Here is a 21201-nt window from a genome sequence, read left to right as displayed (position 1 = left end):
TTGCCGTTTGCCGTTTGCCGTTTGCCGTTTGCCGTTTGCCGTTTGCCGTTTGCCGTTTGCCGTTTGCCGTTTGCCGTTTGCCGTTTGCCGTTTGCCGTTTGCCGTTTGCCGCGTGGCGTGTGCCGTGTGCCGTGTGCCGTGTGGCGCGCAACCCCTCTTCCCTGCGAGAATCCTCGCTGCGTCAAGCCTTCCTCCCAGCGGCTTTTTGCCACCTGTGCTTAAATCCGCTTTCTGCACCGATTGCACGAACCTTGCCAGCGATACCCGCCTTCCCGACGCGGCAGCCGCCTGGCTCGACATGCGCGCGTCATCCCGGGAACGGAACATGCACCGCGTGTTCGCAGCGCAGTGACCCGGCGCAGACTCATTCATCTCCCTTTCTTGCATTCTCAGGAGCGCGGTTGTGTGGCATTTCCCTGTTGCGATTCCACCCTCTCTGGGCGTCTGGGCCGTTTTCATGAGCGTGCTCGTCACCCAGCTCGGCCTGCCGATTCCGGCCGCGCCGATGCTGATCTTCGGTGGAACCATGGCAGCCATGGGACAAACCTCGTACGCCAACGTGGTATTTGCCGCCGTCGCCGCGACGCTGATCGCCGACTCGCTATGGTTCTTCACCGGCCGCGCCTATGGGCGACGTCTGCTGAACTATCTGGTGCGCTTCTCGCTGTCGCTGGATACGACGGTACGCGTCGCGCGCAATACCTATGAACGCCATGGCGCGCCGATTCTGACCGTCGCGAAATTTTTGCCGGGACTCGGTCTGGTGTCCGCGCCGTTGCTCGGCACGACCGCCATCAGCGTCGGCGTGTTTCTGTGGTGGGATCTGGTCGGTGCAACGCTATGGGCGAGCGTGTGGGTGATCGGCGGCGCGGCGTTGCATGATCAGATCGTGCAACTGGTGCTGCTCGTGAGACAGAACGGCGGCACGATTTTCGATGCGTTCGCCGCTATCTTTATCGCAGCGTTGCTGTATCGCTGGGTACGTCGCCTGCAATTTCGCCGCTGGCTCGCGCACACGCGGATTACACCGGATCAGCTCGATGCGTTGATGAAGTCCGACGAGCCGCCGCTGATTCTCGACGCGCGTCCACCCAGCGTGCGCGAAAAAGAATCGCATCGGATTGCGGGCGCACGTCCACTGGATCTCGATTCGCCTGATCCGATTCATCCTGAACTGCTGAAGCGGCCGATTGTCGTCTATTGCGTATGTCCGAATGAAGCGACGGCGAAGCGAATTGTGAGCCAGTTGCATCGCAAGAACATTCATCATATTCGCGCGCTGAAAGGCGGCCTCGACGCCTGGGAAAAGCGCGGCTATCCAGTCGAGCCATTGCCGCCCGATTTCAATACCGCCATGGCTCATATGATCGAAGATGAGGGCAATGAAGGTGAATACACCGTGCGAGCCAGATTGACCGGGCAGTGACGTATCAACGTGGCCACTGCGCTTAGGCAGTGGCTCGCGTTTGCATCCGCGATGTTTTGCAATGAAACATCGGCTAGTGAATCAACCCGTTACCTCTAGTGTCGCGCCGCGATGTCGCGTCATGCGTGCGTGTCATGCGTGCGCACGATCACCCCGCAACGATCTGGAATAGAGCCACGTCAATCGGGAAAGCCCTTACATATCGCTTAAAAAAGATTTGACGGCCATATTGGCTCGTATATGCTGGCTTATGAAGGATCGTCCCGTTTGCGTTGCACGCGGTTAAAGCGTGTTTCGCAGTACCGCGAATAGTGCGATTCGTGAATACTTTTTACGACGATCGTCCAACGTTCAACACCGCCAGTCGAGTGTAATCGTGAGAGTCCGAGGCCCTTTGGTGATATGGAGTCGCAGTCAGGCGAGTGGTCTTCGCACTGACGGCGCTATCGCCGACGGCAGCAGCGGCAGCCTTGCGTTCCGCCGCGCTCTGTCCGTCTTCCCTATTCTTTCCCGTCGCTCAGTTCGACGTCACAACTCCATTTCTGCGCGCGCGTTTATCGCTGTGCGTACCGATGAAGTCGCGTCACTGCTGCCGTAGCGCCTCTCTCCTTTTCGTCGTTCATTTTCTTCGGTTTGCGCGAACGCTCTTGATCAGAGCGGTGCTTCATGCCGCCTGTGCATTGTCGTGCAGATCGAGTCGAACGACTCATTCTGTTAGCTCGCGCGGCACGTTTGCGTCGACCCTGACCGCCTGCATGATGCCGGCGGCCTGACGTACTTCGTATTACGCCCGGCGGAAAATCGTTGCCGCGCTTTATCTAACGTAATTGGTACCGCGTACAGCGGGGACTCAACACGTCTATAGCTATGCCAAACAAACCATTGGTCGGTATCAGCGCCGACAGAACGATGATGGGCGTCCACCCTTCTCATGTCGTCGGCGAGAAATACATCGATGCAATCGTCGACGGTTCACACGCGCTCGCCATGCTGCTGCCCGCACTCGGTGCGCGCCAGTCGAGCGACGAAGTGCTATCCGTGATCGATGGCCTGCTGTTGACCGGCAGCTACTCGAACATCGAACCGCACCGCTACGGCGGCCATGAAAGCGAGCACGGCACCCTGCACGACGCCGCGCGCGATGCGACGACATTGCCCCTGCTGCGTGCGGCAATCGCTGCGGGGGTGCCCGTGCTTGCCATTTGCCGGGGCTTTCAGGAAATGAACGTAGCGTTCGGCGGAAGCTTGAATCAACGCGTTCATACGACGAAGGGATTCAACGACCATCGCGAGAACCAGGAGAACGGACTCGATACGCAATACGGTCCCGCACATTCGATTGCACTCATGCCAGGCGGCTTATTGCAGCGCGTTGCACACGGCATGAAAGAAGCGCGGGTGAATTCGCTGCACGCTCAGGGCATCGAGCGATTAGGTGAGGGGCTGACGATTGAAGCCACCGCGCCGGACGGTCTGATCGAAGCGGTGAGCGTTACCGGGGCACGAGTTTTCGCTCTGGGTCTGCAGTGGCACCCGGAATGGAAGCGCGCCAGCAACGCGCTATCCACCGCGATTTTTCGCGCGTTCGGCGCTGCGTGCCGTGCCCGGATGTCTAGCAGAACAGGCCGCGCCACGGCATCCGCGGTCGTCACGCATGACTGCGCCGGTCGCGCAAGCAAACAGAACAACACCGAGAGAAAAAATCATGCATGACATCGACGAATTTCTGAAGAAGCACCACGTCACCGAGATCGAAGCGATCATCCCGGATATGGCCGGGATTGCGCGCGGCAAGATCATTCCGCGCAGCAAGTTCGAATCCGGTGAGTCGATGCGTTTGCCGCAAGCGGTAATGATCCAGACCGTGACCGGCGACTACCCGCAAGATGGGTCACTCACCGGCGTCACCGATCCGGATATGGTCTGCGTGCCCGATGCCAGCACGATCCGGATGATTCCATGGGCCGTCGACCCCACCGCGCAGGTAATTCACGATTGCGTCCACTTCGACGGCACGCCCGTCGCGATCTCGCCACGCCGCGTCTTGCGCCGCGTGCTCGAACTCTATCAAGCCAAAGGATGGAAGCCGGTCATCGCGCCGGAGCTGGAGTTCTATCTGGTCGATATGAACAAGGACCCGGACTTGCCGCTGCAGCCGCCAATTGGACGCACGGGCCGCCCGGAAACCGGGCGTCAGGCGTATTCGATCGAAGCAGTCAACGAGTTCGATCCGCTGTTCGAAGATATCTATGAATACTGCGAGGTACAGGAACTGGAAGTCGATACGCTGATTCACGAAGTCGGCGCGGCGCAGATGGAAATCAATTTCATGCACGGCGATCCGTTGAAGCTCGCCGACAGCGTGTTCCTGTTCAAACGCACGGTGCGCGAAGCCGCGCTGCGTCACAAGATGTACGCGACATTCATGGCGAAGCCGATGGAAGGCGAACCTGGTTCCGCCATGCACATGCATCAAAGTCTCGTCGATGAAGAAACCGGCCGCAACGTCTTTACCGCTGCGGATGGCAAACCGACCTCGCTTTTCACGGGCTACGTGGCCGGCTTGCAGAAATACACGCCAGCGCTCATGCCGATCTTCGCGCCGTACATCAACTCGTATCGCCGCTTATCGCGCTTCATGGCCGCGCCGATCAATGTCGCGTGGGGCTACGACAACCGGACGGTGGGGTTCCGCATCCCGCACTCGGGTCCAGCCGCGCGTCGGATCGAAAATCGCATTCCTGGTGTGGACTGCAATCCGTATCTGGCGATTGCAGCGACGCTTGCCGCTGGCTATCTCGGCATGACGCAGAAGCTCGAAGCGACCGAGCCGCTACTCAGCGACGGCTATGAATTGCCGTATCAGTTGCCGCGCAATCTGGAAGAAGGTTTGACGCTAATGGCCGCATGCGAGCCGATTGCCGAAGTACTCGGCGAGAAGTTCGTGAAGGCGTTCCTTGCATTGAAAGAGACTGAATACGAGGCGTTTTTCCGCGTGATCAGTTCGTGGGAACGCCGGCATTTGCTGCTGCATGTTTAACTGGAGGCTGTATGAGCTACAGAACCGAAGAAGTTACTGACGTGCAACCGGCACAAGCAAGCCAGCCCACCCACCGGGCGCGACGCAGCACCGCCGAATACCGCACCCTCGACGCCGCGCATCACATCCACCCATTTTCGGATATGGGCGCGCTCAATCGCAGCGGCAGCCGCGTGATCGTCAAAGCGCAGGGCGTGTATGTGTGGGACTCGGACGGCAACCGGATTATCGACGGCATGGCGGGGCTATGGTGCGTCAACGTCGGTTACGGCCGCAAAGAACTAGCCGATGCCGCCTATCGGCAGATGCAAGAATTGCCCTACTACAACACCTTCTTCAAGACGACCCACCCGCCTGTGATCGAACTGTCGGCGCTGCTCGCCGAACTCGCGCCTGAACCGTTCAATCACTTCTTCTATTGCAACAGCGGTTCGGAAGGCAACGACACCGTGCTGCGGATCGTTCATCAGTATTGGGCGACTCAGCGCAAGCATTCGAAGAAATTCGTGATCTCGCGCAAGAACGGTTATCACGGCTCGACAATCGCGGGCGGCACGCTCGGCGGTATGAGCTATATGCATGAACAGATGCCGTCGAAAGTCGAGAACATCGTGCATATCGATCAACCGTACTTCTTCGGTGAAGCCCAAGGCAATCTGACGCCCGAAGAATTCGCACTGGCTCGCGCACGGCAACTGGAAACCCGCATCCTCGAAATGGGCGCGGAAAACGTAGCCGCTTTCATTGGTGAACCTTTCCAGGGCGCGGGCGGCGTCATCTTTCCGGCGTCGACCTATTGGCCGGAAATCCAGCGTATTTGCCGCAAGTACGATGTGTTGCTGGTCGCCGATGAAGTGATCGGCGGATTCGGCCGCACGGGTGAATGGTTTGCACATCAGCACTTCGGTTTCGAGCCGGATCTGATCACGCTGGCAAAGGGCCTGACAAGCGGCTATGTGCCGATGGGCGCAGTCGGCCTGCACGATCGCGTCGCCCAGGCCCTGATCGACCATGGCGAGTTCAATCACGGCCTCACCTACTCCGGTCATCCGGTCGCCGCGGCTGTGGCGCTCGCCAATCTCAAACTCCTGCGCGATGAGAAGATCGTCGAATGCGTGAAGACCGATACAGGTCCCTACTTTCAGAAGACATTGCGCGATACTTTCGCCAATCATCCGATTGTCGGCGAAATTGCCGGCGCGGGTCTGGTGGCAGGTCTGCAACTCGCGCAGGAACCGGCCACACGCAAGCGTTTTGCAAATGGCGGCGAGGTCGGCACGCTGTGCCGCGATTTCTGTTTCAACGGCAACCTGATCATGCGCGCGACCGGCGACCGCATGCTGCTGTCGCCGCCGCTCGTGATCAGCAAACCGGAGATCGACGAAATCGTGTCGAAAGCGAAAACCGCTATCGACGCCACCGCACGGCAACTCGGCATTTCATAGCCGCGAGTGGTTCTGGCGGCAATGTGTCGCCAGAACCAGCATGACCGTCAATATCCGCCGAAACGAAACGGCACGTCGGCTGCGCCAGTCGGCAAACAATCACGCCATCTTGGCGCCTCAACTCCTGGCGTTTACCCGCAAAACACAATTTATTGACTATTTGTCGATAAATGATCGTGTTAGATTTCGTCGCCCGTGCGGCGGCAGTACCACACGGTAAAAAGAATTGCGACGACACGGCGAGGAGAACGGAATGTGGGTTTTGATTGGCGTGCCGATTGTCGTACTCGGCTTCGCATTGCGTTTCAACGCGCTACTGGTCGTGACCATCGCGGGGGTCGCCACTGGCGTGGCCGGCGGCCTGAATCCGGTGGACATCGTGAGTGCCTTCGGCAAGGCGTTCGCGGATAACCGCTACATGGGCCTGATCTGGCTCACGCTGCCGGTCATCGCACTGCTCGAACGAAACGGCCTCAAGGAACAGGCAAAGCACCTTATTTCACGCTTGCACGCCGCCACCACCGGCCGCGTGCTGATGCTGTATTTCCTGATTCGCCAGATCACCGCCGCACTCGGACTCACGTCGCTCGGCGGCCATGCGCAGATGGTGCGTCCGCTGATCGCGCCGATGGCCGAAGCGGCCGCCGCCAATCGCTACGGCGAATTGCCCGATGCGGTGCGCCAGCAGATTCGCGCGAATGCGTCGGCGGTCGACAATATCGCGGTGTTCTTCGGCGAAGACATTTTCATTGCGATCCAGTCGATCCTGCTGATCAAAGGCTTTCTCGAACAGAACGGTATTGTGGTCGAGCCGTTGCAGGTTTCGGTATGGGCGATTCCGACCGCCGTGGCCGCCCTCGTGATTCATCTGATCCGGTTGATGCTGCTCGACCGGAATCTGTCGCACAAGATGAATGCATTGGGGCGAGGGGCTGCCCGATGATGATCAAGCTCGAATCTCTCTACGTGCTCGCCGGTTTGATGTTTGCTGCGTTTGCGCTGTTCAATCTGCAAGACCGCTCGAACCCGCGTCGGGTAGTCAATTTTCTGTTCTGGGGCATCTACGCCATTACGTTTATGTTCGGTGGAGAACTGCCGCATTTCGTGACGGGGTGTCTGGCAATCGCCCTCGCGTTGATCGCCGGCTCCGGCAAGCTAGGCAAAGGCAAGTCGGACAACAATAGCGAAGCCGCCGCCACGCGCCGCGAAACCAAGGCGCAGCGTTTCGGCAATAAATTATTCATTCCTGCGCTGCTGATTCCGGTCATTACGTTGCTCGGTACATTGACGCTGAAATACGCGCCTTTTGTCGAAGCAAAGAACGTCACGCTGATTTCGCTGGTGCTGGGTACGCTAGTCGCATTCGGGACCGCGCTTTTCATGTTGCGCGATTCACCGGTACATGCATTGAAGGACGCGCGGCATACCATGGACGCCGTTGGCTGGGCAGCCATTCTTCCGCAGATGCTAGCCGCGCTGGGCGCGCTATTCGCGGTAGCGGGCGTCGGCCACGTCGTCTCCGATCTCGTGAAAACATGGATTCCGGTCGACTCCGCGTTCGCAGTGGTCGCCGCATACACGTTCGGCATGGCAATCTTCACGATGATCATGGGCAACGCCTTCGCCGCTTTTCCGGTGATGACCGCGGGTATCGGCTTGCCGCTGATCGTGCATCAATTCCACGGCAACCCTGCGATTCTGGGCGCGATCGGTATGCTGTGCGGCTTCTGCGGCACGTTGATGACCCCCATGGCCGCGAACTTCAATATCGTGCCCGCCGCGCTGCTGGAACTGAAAGACCAGAATGGCGTGATCAAGGCGCAATGGCCGACCGCTTTGCTATTGCTGATCGTCAACACCATACTGCTATACCTGCTGGTTTTCCGCTTTTGATTCCGAGGAGCCGCCGATGACCATCCAACTCACTGCCGAACTTGCGTCCCGATTCGCCAATCTCGCGCTCTCCCACCTGACGCGCGAATATCCGAACAAGCTGACGCACTCACTCGCCGGACCGCAAGACGTACAAGGCCCGCGTGCGTTACATCCAATCTTTTACGGCAGCTACGACTGGCATTCATGCGTGCATGGCTACTGGTTGATCCTGCATCTGCTCGAACGCTTTCCCGATCTGCCCGAAGCCGCGCGTATCGTGGCCGTGGTGAACGAACACTTCACCGACAGCCATGTCGCGGGAGAACTGGCGTATCTCGATCTGCCGCACAATCGCGGCTTTGAGCGGCCCTATGGCTGGGCGTGGCTGCTCGCACTCAGCGCGCAACTGCAGTCGCTGAAACTCGCCGATGCCGCGCGCTGGTCGAAAACTTTTGCGCCGCTGACCGACGCCTTTGTCGAACGCTTCGAAGAGTTTCTGCCTAAGGCGACGTACCCGTTGCGAGTGGGAACGCACTTCAATATGGCGTTCGCGCTGTCGCTTACTCTCGATTTCGCGCGGCAAACCTCGCGTAAATCGCTCGAAGCGTTGATTGTGAATACCGCCGAACGCTGGTTTATCAACGACGTTGCGTGTCAGGCATGGGAGCCGGCCGGCGACGAATTTCTGTCGCCCTCGCTGATGGAAGCGGAGTTGATGCGGCGCGTGTTGCCGCCTGCGCAATTCGTCGAGTGGTTCGGACGCTTTCTGCCGGATCTCGGCGCGAAGCAGCCCGCGACCTTATTCGAGCCTGTTACGGTAACCGATCGTACCGACGGCAAGATCGCGCATCTGGACGGCTTGAATCTGAGCCGCGCGTGGTGCCAACGTTCGCTGGCGCGAGCGCTGCCTGCTGGCGAAATCCGCAGAACAGTGCTGTTCGATACCGCCGAACGTCATTTGCAAAGCGCTTTACCGCATGTTGCCGGTGACTATATGGGCGAGCACTGGCTAGGTACCTTTGCAACGCTTGCTCTCGAAGCCTGACAGGAAGATCGGAACGAGGCCTCGTTTCAAGGCCTCGAAACCGCTAACCGTTATTCGTGCGCTTACTGATCCGCGACCTTCTTCGGCTTCGGCGGCGCCTGAACCTTGTTGTACTGGAACTGAGGCGTGGCCTTCAACGCATTTCTCGTCGCGCCAGCCAGATAGAAGTTGCCGCCACGAAGGTCCAGTGCGGCGATCGGCACGGCGACGTCATGCGACGCCACGCCGAGGAAACCGCCCGCAGACACGATTGCTGCCGACAGCGATCCGTCCGGCGCGACCACCAGATCGCGAACCGTACCGATCTTCTCGTTCTGGTCGTTGTATACGGCCTTGCCGAGGATGCTCTTCTTCACGCTCCAACCACTCAACAGCGCGTTGGACTGTTCGACTGTGACGCTCAACGGCTGCGTGCCGGCGACTTGCGCATGAGCACTCATGCTGGTTGCAGCTACCGCGACGACAACAAATAATTTGCCCAACGTCATTTCATTCACTCCATTCCTGACAGGTTTGACTGACGCATACTGTGCGCGCTACGAATCGTTGCAGCACGATCATACAGACTGTGCGGCGCGGCTGCAGTCAGGTCGCCTTCACATGAATGCGCGCATCGGCACGAGCCATTGACGCTTTTGATCGCGCTGCCCGCCCATCCCGCAAGCGGTAAAATCGCACCGGGCGATAGTGCCTGTTTAGAGGTGGTGGTTTGACAGAACTTGAGCAGGGCTTCATTCTGACCCGACACTGGCGGGACACGCCCGCCGGCACCGAGGTAGATTTCTGGCTGGCAACGGACGGCGGGCCCCGGCACATCCGTCTGCGCCCCCAACCTTCAGTGGCTTTCGTTCCTGTCGAACATCGCGAGCGCGCCGAAACTATCCTGCGCCGCGAAGCCCCGCTCGATCTGCGGCTGCTTGAACTGCGCGACTTTCAGCAGCGGCCGGTCATGGGGCTCTACTGTCCACAGTACCGGCAGTTGACCGGCCTCGAAAAGCGCCTGAAAAACGGCGGTGTCGATGTCTACGAGGCCGACATCTTCCCGCCCGAGCGCTACATGATGGAGCGATTCATCACCGCACCCGTGTGGTTCGGCGGCGAGCCGCAGAAGAACGGCCCCTTGTTGAACAGCGAATTGAAGCCCGCCTCGGGTTATCGCCCGCCGTTAAAGCTGGTGTCGCTCGACATCGAGACCAGCGCGCACGCCGAGCTTTATTCGATCGCGCTCGAAGGATGCGGACAGCGTCAGGTCTACATGCTGGGACCACCGAATGGCGACGCAAGTGCCGTCGACTTCGCACTCGACTATTGCGAAACCCGCGCCCAGTTGCTCGAGAAGCTGAACACCTGGATGGAGCAGCACGACCCCGATGCCATCATCGGCTGGAATCTGGTGCAGTTCGATTTGCGCGTGCTGCAGCAGCATTCCGAACAATATCGCGTACCGCTACGGCTCGGGCGCGGCGGTGCAGTAATGGAATGGCGCGAGCATGGTCTTACGCAGAATCATTTTTTTGCGGGCGCAGCGGGACGGCTGATCATCGACGGTATTGAAGCACTGCGGTCGGCGACGTGGAGCTTCCCTTCGTTCAGCCTCGAATATGTCGCGCGCTCGGTGTTGGGCGAAGGCAAGTCGATCGACAATCCGTATCAGCGCATGGACGAAATCCAGCGCCGTTTCGATGAAGACAAACCCGCCCTCGCCCAGTACAACCTGAAAGACTGCGAACTCGTCACGCGCATTTTTGCGAAGACCGAGTTATTGCCGTTTCTACTGGAGCGTGCCAGTGTGACCGGTTTGCCTGCGGATCGCAGCGGCGGATCGGTTGCGGCGTTTACGCACCTCTACATGCCGCGCATGCACCGGCTCGGTTACGTCGCGCCCAATCTCGGCGACGTGGCCGGCGCCGCCAGCCCAGGCGGCTTCGTGATGGATTCGCGGCCGGGCCTCTATGACTCGGTGCTGGTACTCGACTATAAGAGCCTGTATCCGTCGATTATCCGCACGTTTCTGATCGACCCGGTCGGCCTCGTGCAAGGCATGCTGCAACCGGATGACGAGCACTCGGTACCAGGCTTTCTCGGCGCACGCTTTTCGCGCGTCAGCCATTGTTTGCCGTCAATTGTCGGACAGGTCTGGCAAGGGCGCGAAACAGCAAAACGCGAGAACAACAAGCCTTTATCACAGGCGTTGAAGATCATCATGAACGCCTTTTATGGCGTGCTGGGCTCCACCGGGTGCCGCTTTTTCGACCCGCGTCTTGCGTCTTCGATTACCATGCGCGGCCACGAAATCATGCACACCACACGTGAGCTGATTCAGGCTGAAGGTTATGAAGTGATCTACGGCGACACGGATTCGACGTTCGTCTGGCTGAAACATGCGCATAGCGACGACGATGCGGGTCGTATCGGCCGCGCGCTGGTCGAGCGTATCAATGGATGGTGGCGGCAGAATCTGCAGGAACGATTCGAACTCGACAGCGCACTGGAATTGCAATTCGAACGGCACTACCAGCGTTTTTTCATGCCAACCATTCGCGGCGCCGAAGAAGGCAGCAAGAAACGCTATGCGGGCCTCACCGTTCTGCCGGACGGCACCGAAGAGATCGTCTACAAAGGACTCGAAACCGTACGCACCGACTGGACGCCACTCGCCCAGCAATTTCAGCAGGAACTGTATAAGCGCATTTTCAAGCAGCAGCCGTATCAGGATTATGTCCGCGACTATGTGCGCGACACGCTCGCTGGCAAGCTCGACGAGCAACTGGTGTATCGCAAGCGTCTGCGCAGATCGCTCGGTGACTACGAGCGCAACGTCCCGCCCCACGTACGGGCGGCGCGCGTTGCCGACGAGTTCAACCGGCAACAAGGACGCCCGCTGCAATACCAGAACGGCGGCTGGATCAGCTACGTCATGACCGTTGCGGGACCGGAGCCATTGGAAACGCTGCGCTCCGCTATCGACTACGAACACTATTTGACGCGGCAATTACAACCCGTTGCCGATGCCATCCTGCCGTTATTGCGCGACGACTTTACGACGCTGATGTCGGGTCAACGACAATTGTTCTAGCCGCGTGCTGTTCGACTGGCATCCCGCTTATTGCTGCGTGTCATACAGACGATCCGGAATGAAGATCGCGGTGACACCACTCAGAAAGAACACGGCGCCGACTATCAGAAAGCCGATGCCGATGGAAAACTGGGTCGCAACGAAACCGATCACAATCGGCGCCGCACCCGAGCAGAAACGGCCGAGGTTATAAGACCCGCCCACTGCCGTACCGCGAATCGAGGTAGTGAAGCTCTCGCTCATGAACGTGCCGGCCGTACCCAATGGCACACCATACATAAAGCCGAACACGAGCATCAGATAAATAATGTTCTCGCGCGTATGCCAGAAGATGATCACCGGCAGAAAAAGCGCTGCGCCAGCGCAGCCAAGCACATAGACACCGCGACGGCTCCAGCGGTCGCCTAGCCAGCCGGCAATGATCTTGCCGATAAAGGCCACCACGTAGGTTCCGATCATATAGCCGGCCATCGTGCTGAACTTCATATGCAGTTCTTTTTCCAGATAGGTCGGCAGCCAGTTGTTCAGCCCATAAAACCCGGAAAGAAAGAAAACGGACGCCACGGTCCATAAGATGAACAGCGTTCGCGATTGCGGTTGACTGAAGATCTGAAAATAGCGCGTACCGGCGAATCCACGCACCCTGTCGAGGGAAGCGATCAGGCTCGCCTGCCAGCTTGCCGGTTCGGGTACGGCGAATTTGATGACCAGCGCCAGCAGCACCGGCAACGCGGACAGGTAGTACAGCGTACGCCAGCCGTAATGCGGCAAAATCCAGTTGCTCAGTGCAATCACGACGATGTAGCCCGCCGAAATGCCGGTCTGCAATACGCCGAGAATCAGCGAGCGCCGTTCCGTGGGGACGTATTCGGCCACCAGCGTCGTCACCAGCACCATGCAGCCGATGCCCAACGCACTGATGAAGCGCACCGCCGCGAATTCGACAAAGTTGTGCGTGAAACCCAGCAGCCCCGCGCCAACAGAGAACAGCGCGAGCGCCCACGCGACGACCCGCACGCGGCCCAGCCGGTCGCTCGCCCAGCCGCCGGCAATTCCGCCAATTGCCATGCCGACCAACGTCAAACCGCCCAGTGCGCCAGATTCGACATTGGTCAGCCCGAATTCTTCCTTGATGCGCGTGAGCGTGAGGCCGTACATCATCACGTCGGCGCCGTCGGCGATCAGCGCGAAATAGCCGAGTATGAAGACCAGCAACCAGCGGCTTTGTAACGCTGAGGTTTGAATCGCCGGAGGCTTGGTTATCGTGTGGGTCGTGGTCATTTCAGGGACGCGTCAGGATCGGCGGAGATTGCATTACGGCGCTTGATGGCAAATAGAACAGGCAGTCGGCGAAACTCATCGCCCCACCGCATAGGCCTGCATCTGACGAGGCGTTGCCGCGCCACGCATCAGACCGTTTCTGATTCCGACCGCGCAGACCCGGCCCAGTGACCACGGTTCGGTGACGCTCAGGTCGTGGCCACGCGAGCGCAACTCTGCCAGCGTACTCTGCGGAAAGCTGGACTCGGCGGACATCTTGCCCAATTGCATCGCTCGTGGATAAAACGAACCCGGAAAATGGGCCGTCTGGAATGAAGGCGCTTCGGAGGCCGCCTGGAGATTCATGCCGGCATGCACGTGCCGCAGAAAAAGCTGCATCGACCATTGGTCCTGCTGGTCGCCGCCTGGCGTACCGAACGCGGCGTAAGGCATGCCGTCGCGCGTAACGAGGGTCGGCGACAGCGTGGTGCGGGGGCGGCGGCCCGGACCCAGCGACGATGGCAAGCCCTCTTCCATCCAGAACATCTGCGCGCGCGTGGTGATGTTAAAGCCAAGACCCGGTACTGCCGGCGATGCCTGCAGCCAGCCACCCGATGGCGTTGCCGAGACCATGTTGCCCCAGCGGTCGACGACATCCAGATGAACCGTGTCGCCGCGCAGTTCAGGCAACGGCGCGTAAGTCGGCTCGCCTTGGCCGAAACCGCCCGACTGTTGCCTGCCGGCGTGGGCGACGATCTTCGCCGCACGCTGTTCACTGTCGCCGAGCGTGCCAGGACGAAATTCAAACGACGCACGCGCGGGATCGATCAACCGGCGGCGCTCATCGTTATACGCGTCGCCCAGCAGCGTTTCCATCGGCACATGGGCGAACAGCGGGTCGCCGTAGAACACTTCGCGGTCGGCAAAGGCGAGTTTTGAGCATTCAATGACCGTGTGGACGAACTCCGGCCCAGCAGGGTCCATTGCCGCGAGGTCGAAGCCTTTTAATAGCGCCAACTGTTGCAGGAACATCGGCCCCTGCCCCCACGGCCCCGTCTTGTGAACGCGAAAGCCCTCGTAGTCGTACGACACTGACTCTTCGTACGACGGCTCCCAACGCGCCAGATCGTCCGCATTGAGCAAGCCATGATTACGCTGGCCCGACGTATCGAGTACCGGTGTCGAACGAAAGTACTGATCAATCGCGTCTGCCACGAAGCCACGGTAGAAGCTTTCGCGCGCATGTTCGCATTGCGCGGCGCGGTCACCGTGGGTCTTCGCTTCTCGCAGAATACGCTTATAGGTCTCGGCGATTGCGGGATTGGCGAACAGTTGGTTGGGCATCGGCGCATCGCCATTGCGCAGCCATTGTTCGGCCGAAGTGGGCCACTCGGTCCGGAAAAAGTCCTTGATGGCGAGAATCGACGATGTCATTCGCGGCAGTACCGGATAGCCGTTTTCCGCGTAACCGATGGCGTAGCTCAACACGTCCTCGAGCGGCAGTTGCCCGTAGTCGCGCAGCATCGCCATCCAGCCGCCGAATGCGCCGGGAACGACCGCAGGCAGCAGCCCCGTACCAGGAACGACGTCGAGCCCCAGTTCGCGCATACGCGCAATCGTCATCGTGGCGGGCGTGACACCCTGTCCGCATAACACGCGCACACGCTTTTCGCGCGCGCTATAGAACACGACCGGCAGTTCTCCACCCGGACCGTTCAGATGCGGTTCGACAATCTGCAAAACGAAGCCGGCTGCGGCCGCTGCGTCGAATGCGTTGCCGCCTTTTTCCAGCACGGCCATTGCCGATGCACTTGCCAGCCAGTGCGTCGAGGCCACCATACCGAATGTGCCGATCAATTCCGGACGAGTTGTAAATGACATGCGCGACTCCTTTCCCCGACGACTGGTTACGCTGCCCAGCGTCGACACTCATACAGAACAAAACCCGCTTCAATCGGTTTGAGGGCGCACTGTACCCCCTTTTCAATCACGCGTCGCGCGCCGCTTCGCGCGCCAGACCGGTAACCGCCTGCAGAATCGCCACGCGTGCCTGACCGAGAATCAGCCCTCGCCAGACATCGTCATTGCAGTAGAACGCCTCACGCACGGCATCGTGAATTGCGTCGACATATTGTTTCTCTGCGTGCGGATGCCGGCGCAGCCACGCATCGGCACGCAGCATGTGCAACATATCGACCAGCGGAACCGTGCCGTACTCGATGGCGATTGCCGTGGTGTCGGCATGCGTGCAGGTTCGCCGCAGCGTATCGAGTACCGGACCCGCCACGTTCGCCGCCACCGACGTGCCGTCGAGTGGACTTGTCACGTCGGCACCCCACCACTTGCGCGCACGCCGCAATTCGTCACTGCCAAGCTGGCCCACGCAGATCTTTTCGCCGTGTCCGTATGGACCCAGTCCCGTATGAAAGTCGATCCAGCCGATGCTGTCACACGCAGAACCGTGCTGCTCGAACAGCCTCTGCAATAGCCGCGTGCTCCACACGGAACGATCACCGCCAAAGAACATTCCGTCGGCATGGCGGTACTGGCCAATCGTCAGCGCCTGCTGATAAGCCCGCTCGCCGCGCTGCGAAATGTAGTCAGCAATCGCCCGCGCATTTTTGTCCGATGGCGGCCAGCTCGGCGGCACCAGCAGTGCGTGCAGATCGTCATACGCGGGATTGACCGGCAGCGGCAACGGCCCCGAGAAATCGATACTGTTGCGGTTCAGATCGACGTTATCTTCATTCGTGCGGCTCAGATGCGAGAAGCCATAGGGATTGATAGCGTGAACCACGAGGATCGCGACATCCAGCTGGTCGAGCAACGCGTGCAGCGACCGGTCACGCAGCAACGCGATTTGCGCGGCCGAGCCACAAAACCCTTCCACCCCATGCGTGCCCGACGTCAGAACGAGCAGACGCCGCGCACTGCCGGGGCCGAGCCGCACGACGTCGGTAGACAGGTCCTCCCCTTCCAGTCCCTGGTAGCCGGGTATCACATGCCTTTCAACTGGTGCCTGAATCGCGGCGGCAGCCTGCAAATACCGCTCCCGGGCGTTCGCATAGGACGATGAAAAATACTGCGCTTCGTTCATAGGTGTGCCCGTCGAGCAGGTGTTTGCAAATGGCCGGAAGATTACGCGGGCGTCAGAAACGATTCGGTCAGACGCACCCAGTAGGTCGAGCCGAGCGACAGCACGTCGTCGTTGAAGTCATAGCTAGTGTTGTGCAGCATGCAGGGGCCGAGACCATGACCGTGGTCGCGGTGATCGCCATGACCGTTGCCGATGTACGCATAACAGCCCGGTTTTTCGAGCAGCATGAATGAGAAATCTTCGGCGCCCATCGTGGGGTCGATATTCGTTTCCACATGATCGTTGCCGACGATGTCCTGCATCACGCCCAGCGCGAAGTGCGTTTCCTTCTCGGTGTTGACGGTCGGCGGATAGTTGCGCCGGAACGAGAACTCGACACTGCATCCGTAAGCGAGCGCGGTTGCTTCGGCCAGCTGCTTCATGCGGCTTTCGATCAGATCGAGCACCTCCACTGAGAACGTGCGCACCGTGCCGGCCAGTGTCGCCGTGTCGGGAATCACGTTGACGGCTGCGCCCGCGTTGATCTGCGTGATCGACAGCACCGCAGCGTCGATCGGGCGTTTGTTGCGCGTCATGATGCTCTGCAAACCGGTGCCGATCTGCATCGCAGTGAATACCGGATCGATGCCATTGTGCGGAATCGCCGCGTGAGCGCCGACACCCTTCACCTGAATCCGGAATTCATTGCTCGACGCCTGAGTCGCACCGACGCGCGCACCGAATTCGCCGGCGGGCATGCCGGGCCAGTTGTGCAGCGCGAACACCGCGTCTACCGGAAAACGTTCGAACAGGCCGTCCTTGATCATCGCCTTCGCGCCGCCACCGCCCTCTTCGGCCGGCTGGAAAATGAACACCACCGTGCCGTCGAAATTGCGATGTTGCGACAGATACTGCGCCGCGCCGAGCAGCATCGCGGTATGGCCGTCGTGGCCGCACGCGTGCATCTTGCCGGCGTGCTGTGACGCATGCTCAAACGCGTTGAGTTCCTGGATCGGAAGCGCGTCCATGTCGGCACGCAGACCAATCGATTTGCGGCTGGAGCCATTGCGCAACACGCCGACCACGCCTGTCTTGCCGAGCCCGCGTGTGACTTCGATTCCCCACGATTCGAGCTTCTGCGCGACGACGTCGGCAGTACGGTTCTCTTCGTAGCAAAGCTCCGGGTGCGCATGAATATCGCGGCGAATCGCCTGGATTTCGGCTTTGGCGTGGCTGATCTCGGGGATGATTTTCATGAATGCTCCTTCTTTATCGGCAATGGTGTGAGGCGCGAAACGCGCGACATCAGTGATCACGTTTGATCGATTACATGAGAGCCTGCTTCGACCGGTCCTTCAGTTGCGCAATCGTGACTAATCCGATCACGCAGCCGAATAGCCCGTAGTAGACAACTGCGAGTTTGTCTTCGGTCAATTTGATCAACAGCGTGGCAATCGCACCCGCGAAGCCGCCGAAGATCATCACCGCAAAGTTGTAACCCATGGCCATCCCGGTCGAACGCACATGCGACGGAAACAGTTCGCAGACGAATGCGCAGTACGATCCCTGGAAAAGACCGAGCGATGCCATCAGGCAGCACTGCACCAGAATCAGCACCGGCAGCGTCGGATGACGGGTCAGCAGCGCGAACAGCGGCCACGAGATCAGCAGACTGAGGATCGTGGAAACCAGCATGGGCTTTTTCCGGCCGATCACGTCCGACATCATCCCCGACGCGAACGTCGCGGCGATATACGCGAGCGCCGCGCAACACGACGCAATGACGCTGTCCGCAAATGGGATAGCCAGCGACCGGGTCGCGTAACTCGGCATGTAGTAATAGAAGATGTACGTGCCGATCGTGCCGTACACCGTCAGACCGAAACCGGCGAAAATCGCCCGCCAGTGCCGGATCGATTCGAAAAATGGCGACTTCGCGGTCGGCAGGCGTTTCGTGTGACGGATGAAAACGGGCGACTCATCGAGCTTCGAACGCACGTAGAGTCCCACCGGCACGATCAGCAATCCGAGCATGAACGGAATGCGCCAGCCAAACTGATCGAGTTGCTCCGCGCTCAGGATGCGCGTCAGTGCCACGCCGGTCAGCGCGCCGAGCAGCATGCTGCACGCCTGGCTGATCATCTGGAAGCTGCCGTACACGCCGCGCCGTTCCACCGGCGCATGTTCGACCAGAAATGCAGTCGCGCTGCCTACCTCGCCGCCAGCGGAAAAGCCTTGCAAGAAGCGGCCGATCAGCATGAGGATCGGCGCGTAGATGCCGATCTGCGCGTAGGTCGGCGCGAAGGCGATGATCCCGACACCGACCGCCATCAACGAAATCGTGACCATCAGCGCGGATTTGCGTCCGTGGCGGTCCGCATAGTTGCCGAGAACGATCCCGCCAAGCGGTCTTGTCAGAAAGCCCACGCCGAAGGTTGTCCACGCCGCCAGCAGCGACGCGGTGGGGTTATCGCTCGGGAAAAACTGCTTCGCGATGATCGCGGCAAAGAACGAAAAGACCGTGAAGTCGAACCACTCCAGCGCGTTGCCGATCGTGGCCACCACGATCACTCGTGCGTTGATTCGCGTGGCGGCTGGGGCGCCGGCAGACAGCACATCAGATTGGCGTCGTCGAACGGATACATCCATTTACGTCTCCTTGAGCACGGCAACTCGTTGTTTTTAGGGGGATTCAGGCAGCCCAATAACATCGCAAATCTGCCGGGCCGCCGCCATGCCTTGTGCCTGATACGGACTCGTCTTTCGTCTGTCCATTGTCCATAGCCGCAATCATCAAAGAAAGCCTAAAATTTCTTGTACTTCGCTTCAAAATATTTGATGTATGAGAGGTCGACTTTGAGCACCATTCGTTTTCTCCGAACCTTCGTCGCCGTTGCGCGTCACGGGTCATTTGCGGTGGCCGCCGAGCAGATGGCGCTGACGCAGTCGGCGGTCAGCATGCAAATGCGCGCACTCGAAACCGAGTTCAGACACGAACTCTTCGACCGCTGCGGCCGCTCGGTCATGCTCAATGCAATGGGCAAAAGCCTGCTACCGCATGCACAGCAGTTGTTGTCGCTATATGAGGCAATGAAGATGACCGCCGGCGGGCTCGAAGAGCATGTCGGGCCGGTGTCGATCGGTGCGATCGAGTCGGTGGTGGGCGCGCTCGCCGAAGCGGCAGCCCATCTGAAAATCGCGCGCCCGAATCTCGACGTGCGAATCATGGCGGCAAAATCCGTCGACCTCGCCGCGCGCGTCGATGCGGGCGAGATCGACGCAGCGGTGATCATCGACACGCCAGGCCGCCGCCCGGCCAGCGTCCAATGGACCCCCGTCTATTCAGAACCCATCGTGCTGCTCGCCAACGCCAATATGGTTCCCGCGTCGGTGCCGGAGTTGCTGAAGACACAACGCTTCCTGCGCTTCGACCGGACCCAACGAACCGGCGTCGTCATCGACCGTGCAATCCGCAAGCAGCGTTTCAAGGTCAACGAATTTCTCGAACTCAACTCGCTCGAAGGGATTGCGGAACTGGTGCGTCAGGGTATTGGCGTCGCGGTGGTGCCGCTGCTCAAGCGATCTTCGTGGACGCGCGACGACGCATTGCGTGTGTTGCCGCTGCCTCAGAGCGACGCGAGGCGCGATGTGGGGATGCTGGAGCGCGCGCAGCACGGCAAGATGGCCGTGACAGCGGCGATTGTGCGGCATTTGACGGAGATGGTCTGAGCGGATCCGGCTTATCCTGGCTCTTCTTCCGGTTGTTGCTCATGGTTCGTTCCTTTCCTGCCTCGCTGCGTTCTGCCGTAACTGCTGCACGTAGCGCTCCGGCTCGAAGCGCATCCCCGTAATGGGTTCGGGTGAAGGTGACTGCCCCATCCAGCCGGACCAGCCGAGTTGCTGCGGACCACCCAGCACTGCAGGAGGCGCGCTCCGCGGCTTGATCTGCAGCTCCAGTTCCCAGTCGAACTCTTCGCTCACGAACGCACGCACCCACTCGATCAGCCGCAACAGGTCTGCCCCCTGGGGCGTGAAGCGGTGATAGTCCTCAACATCCAGCGGACCGATCACGATGCGAAAGCGGTACTGGCGGTCCGGCACGTGTTCACCCATCACGGCTCCTGAGCCCATGAACGACGATGCCCGATGCTCGCCCAGGACACAGCAGTTATCAGCCGCCAGCGCCATCCAGTGGAGGACATACTCGTCGATCCTGACTGGCACGCCAAAATAATGGGCGAGTGCGTTGCGCAGCCCGTCGGGATTGCGCGCCTCGCGCGAGAGATGCGGCGCCGCCGACAGGCGCGCGTGCGCGGGCAGCGGCCACGGCCGGTTCTGCCTGAGCGGATAGCCTGAAAGACAGGCGGCGTAGAGAGAAAACCGGTCATGCCCGGGCCGGTCGAGACTTGCTGCAGATTGCGCCGTTGCCCACGCGCGGTACAGCAGCGTCAGCGACCGGTGATGGAAGATATCGAGAAAATTGCTGAGCGTTGCATCCCGCCGATGTTCCTCACGCTCACGCGCGATCTCCGTCACGTGAATCGGCAGCGGCCCATTCGGTCCCAGCATGCCGAGGCCGAAGAGACGCATGTGCAGCTTGCCGTCTTTCACGGAGGCATCCGCGATCTCACGCGGTGCAAACACGAGGCTCGGCCGCTGGCCCAGGCGGAAAGGTTCTGCATTGGGCAACGCGGCGGTACCGATCGGATCAATCGCCGGATTCGCGCCGATACGACGCATCATCGACAGGAAGCCGTACCGCCAGGGCTCGGCCTGCAGATGCTCAAGCAACGCCAGTGACAGTATCCCTTCAAAGAGGACTGCGTCCTGTCGTGCTGCACGCTCCATCAGATCACCTCGCCCGTCACGACCAAGACAGAAAACCGTGTATGACCGGCCCACCAGCAATGCTGCTCATAGGCGACGCACGTGTGTTCGGGCGATTCGGGCGCAACGAC

At 60.0% G+C, this 21201-nt stretch carries 17 protein-coding genes; 10 read left to right on the top strand and 7 right to left on the bottom strand.

What is annotated here, in order from left to right; all coding sequences use genetic code 11:
* The first annotated feature begins 403 nt into the window (after positions 1-403).
* The 8 genes from LMG28727_RS32505 to LMG28727_RS32475 all read left to right on the top strand — a co-directional run bounded on the left by LMG28727_RS32505 (position 404) and on the right by LMG28727_RS32475 (position 8831).
* Complete coding sequence (locus LMG28727_RS32505) at positions 404-1426, top strand: VTT domain-containing protein (RefSeq protein ID WP_236592530.1); 1023 nt, start codon at positions 404-406, stop codon at positions 1424-1426.
* Positions 1427-1802: 376 nt separating this feature from the next.
* On the top strand, positions 1803-2024 hold the full coding sequence (locus tag LMG28727_RS34425; protein WP_407945893.1) for a hypothetical protein: 222 nt from the start codon (positions 1803-1805) through the stop codon (positions 2022-2024).
* A gap of 269 nt (positions 2025-2293) precedes the next feature.
* Positions 2294-3139 carry a gamma-glutamyl-gamma-aminobutyrate hydrolase family protein gene (locus LMG28727_RS32500; protein ID WP_201646404.1) on the top strand — a complete coding sequence of 282 codons (846 nt, stop codon included), beginning with the start codon at positions 2294-2296 and terminating at the stop codon, positions 3137-3139.
* Entirely contained in the window at positions 3132-4466 is a 1335-nt protein-coding gene (locus LMG28727_RS32495) for a glutamine synthetase family protein (protein WP_201646403.1), read from the top strand. Before LMG28727_RS32500 ends, LMG28727_RS32495 begins: the two co-directional genes overlap by 8 nt.
* 11 nt (positions 4467-4477) lie before the next feature.
* Positions 4478-5911, top strand: coding sequence for an aspartate aminotransferase family protein (locus tag LMG28727_RS32490; RefSeq protein WP_201646402.1), 1434 nt, complete (start codon positions 4478-4480; stop codon positions 5909-5911).
* 253 nt (positions 5912-6164) lie between these two features.
* Complete coding sequence (locus LMG28727_RS32485) at positions 6165-6854, top strand: DUF969 domain-containing protein (RefSeq protein WP_201646401.1); 690 nt, start codon at positions 6165-6167, stop codon at positions 6852-6854.
* On the top strand, positions 6854-7804 hold the full coding sequence (locus LMG28727_RS32480) for a DUF979 domain-containing protein (RefSeq protein WP_201646409.1): 951 nt from the start codon (positions 6854-6856) through the stop codon (positions 7802-7804). The genes LMG28727_RS32485 and LMG28727_RS32480 overlap by 1 nt, the downstream gene beginning before the upstream one ends.
* A gap of 16 nt (positions 7805-7820) precedes the next feature.
* Positions 7821-8831 (top strand): DUF2891 domain-containing protein, encoded by a 1011-nt coding sequence (locus tag LMG28727_RS32475; RefSeq protein WP_201646400.1) that lies wholly within the window; start codon positions 7821-7823, stop codon positions 8829-8831.
* A gap of 62 nt (positions 8832-8893) precedes the next feature.
* Here the strand turns inward: LMG28727_RS32475 and LMG28727_RS32470 are convergent, their stop codons facing one another.
* The gene (locus tag LMG28727_RS32470; protein WP_201646399.1) at positions 8894-9319 is read right to left on the bottom strand and encodes a PRC-barrel domain-containing protein; all 426 of its coding nucleotides are present in this window, start codon (positions 9317-9319) and stop codon (positions 8894-8896) included.
* 221 nt (positions 9320-9540) lie between these two features.
* Here LMG28727_RS32470 and LMG28727_RS32465 point away from each other — a divergent pair, with 221 nt between their 5' ends.
* Complete coding sequence (locus LMG28727_RS32465; protein WP_201646398.1) at positions 9541-11907, top strand: DNA polymerase II; 2367 nt, start codon at positions 9541-9543, stop codon at positions 11905-11907.
* Between the two features lie 27 nt (positions 11908-11934).
* Here the strand turns inward: LMG28727_RS32465 and LMG28727_RS32460 are convergent, their stop codons facing one another.
* The 5 genes from LMG28727_RS32460 to LMG28727_RS32440 form a co-directional block, all read right to left on the bottom strand.
* The gene (locus tag LMG28727_RS32460) at positions 11935-13188 is read right to left on the bottom strand and encodes an MFS transporter (protein WP_201646397.1); all 1254 of its coding nucleotides are present in this window, start codon (positions 13186-13188) and stop codon (positions 11935-11937) included.
* 75 nt (positions 13189-13263) lie between these two features.
* On the bottom strand, positions 13264-15048 hold the full coding sequence (locus LMG28727_RS32455) for a gamma-glutamyltransferase family protein (protein WP_201646396.1): 1785 nt from the start codon (positions 15046-15048) through the stop codon (positions 13264-13266).
* Positions 15049-15154: 106 nt separating this feature from the next.
* Positions 15155-16264 (bottom strand): M14 family metallopeptidase, encoded by a 1110-nt coding sequence (locus LMG28727_RS32450; protein ID WP_201646395.1) that lies wholly within the window; start codon positions 16262-16264, stop codon positions 15155-15157.
* Positions 16265-16305: 41 nt separating this feature from the next.
* Complete coding sequence (locus LMG28727_RS32445) at positions 16306-17499, bottom strand: M20 aminoacylase family protein (protein ID WP_201646394.1); 1194 nt, start codon at positions 17497-17499, stop codon at positions 16306-16308.
* A gap of 70 nt (positions 17500-17569) precedes the next feature.
* Positions 17570-18892, bottom strand: a complete 1323-nt coding sequence (locus LMG28727_RS32440; RefSeq protein WP_201646393.1) for an MFS transporter — start codon at positions 18890-18892, stop codon at positions 17570-17572.
* 207 nt (positions 18893-19099) lie between these two features.
* On the opposite strand from LMG28727_RS32440, the gene LMG28727_RS32435 reads away from it, so the two are divergent.
* Positions 19100-19972 carry a LysR family transcriptional regulator gene (locus LMG28727_RS32435; RefSeq protein WP_201646392.1) on the top strand — a complete coding sequence of 291 codons (873 nt, stop codon included), beginning with the start codon at positions 19100-19102 and terminating at the stop codon, positions 19970-19972.
* 39 nt (positions 19973-20011) lie between these two features.
* Here LMG28727_RS32435 and tssG read toward each other — a convergent pair whose 3' ends face one another.
* Entirely contained in the window at positions 20012-21091 is a 1080-nt protein-coding gene (gene tssG, locus LMG28727_RS32430) for a type VI secretion system baseplate subunit TssG (RefSeq protein ID WP_201646391.1), read from the bottom strand.
* Positions 21092-21201 lie beyond the last annotated feature (110 nt).

This window comes from Paraburkholderia metrosideri, assembly GCF_904848625.1.
GTDB classification, from domain to species: domain Bacteria; phylum Pseudomonadota; class Gammaproteobacteria; order Burkholderiales; family Burkholderiaceae; genus Paraburkholderia; species Paraburkholderia metrosideri.
Note: the sequence above shows the minus strand (reverse complement) of the source record. Positions and strands in the feature narration are given on the sequence as shown.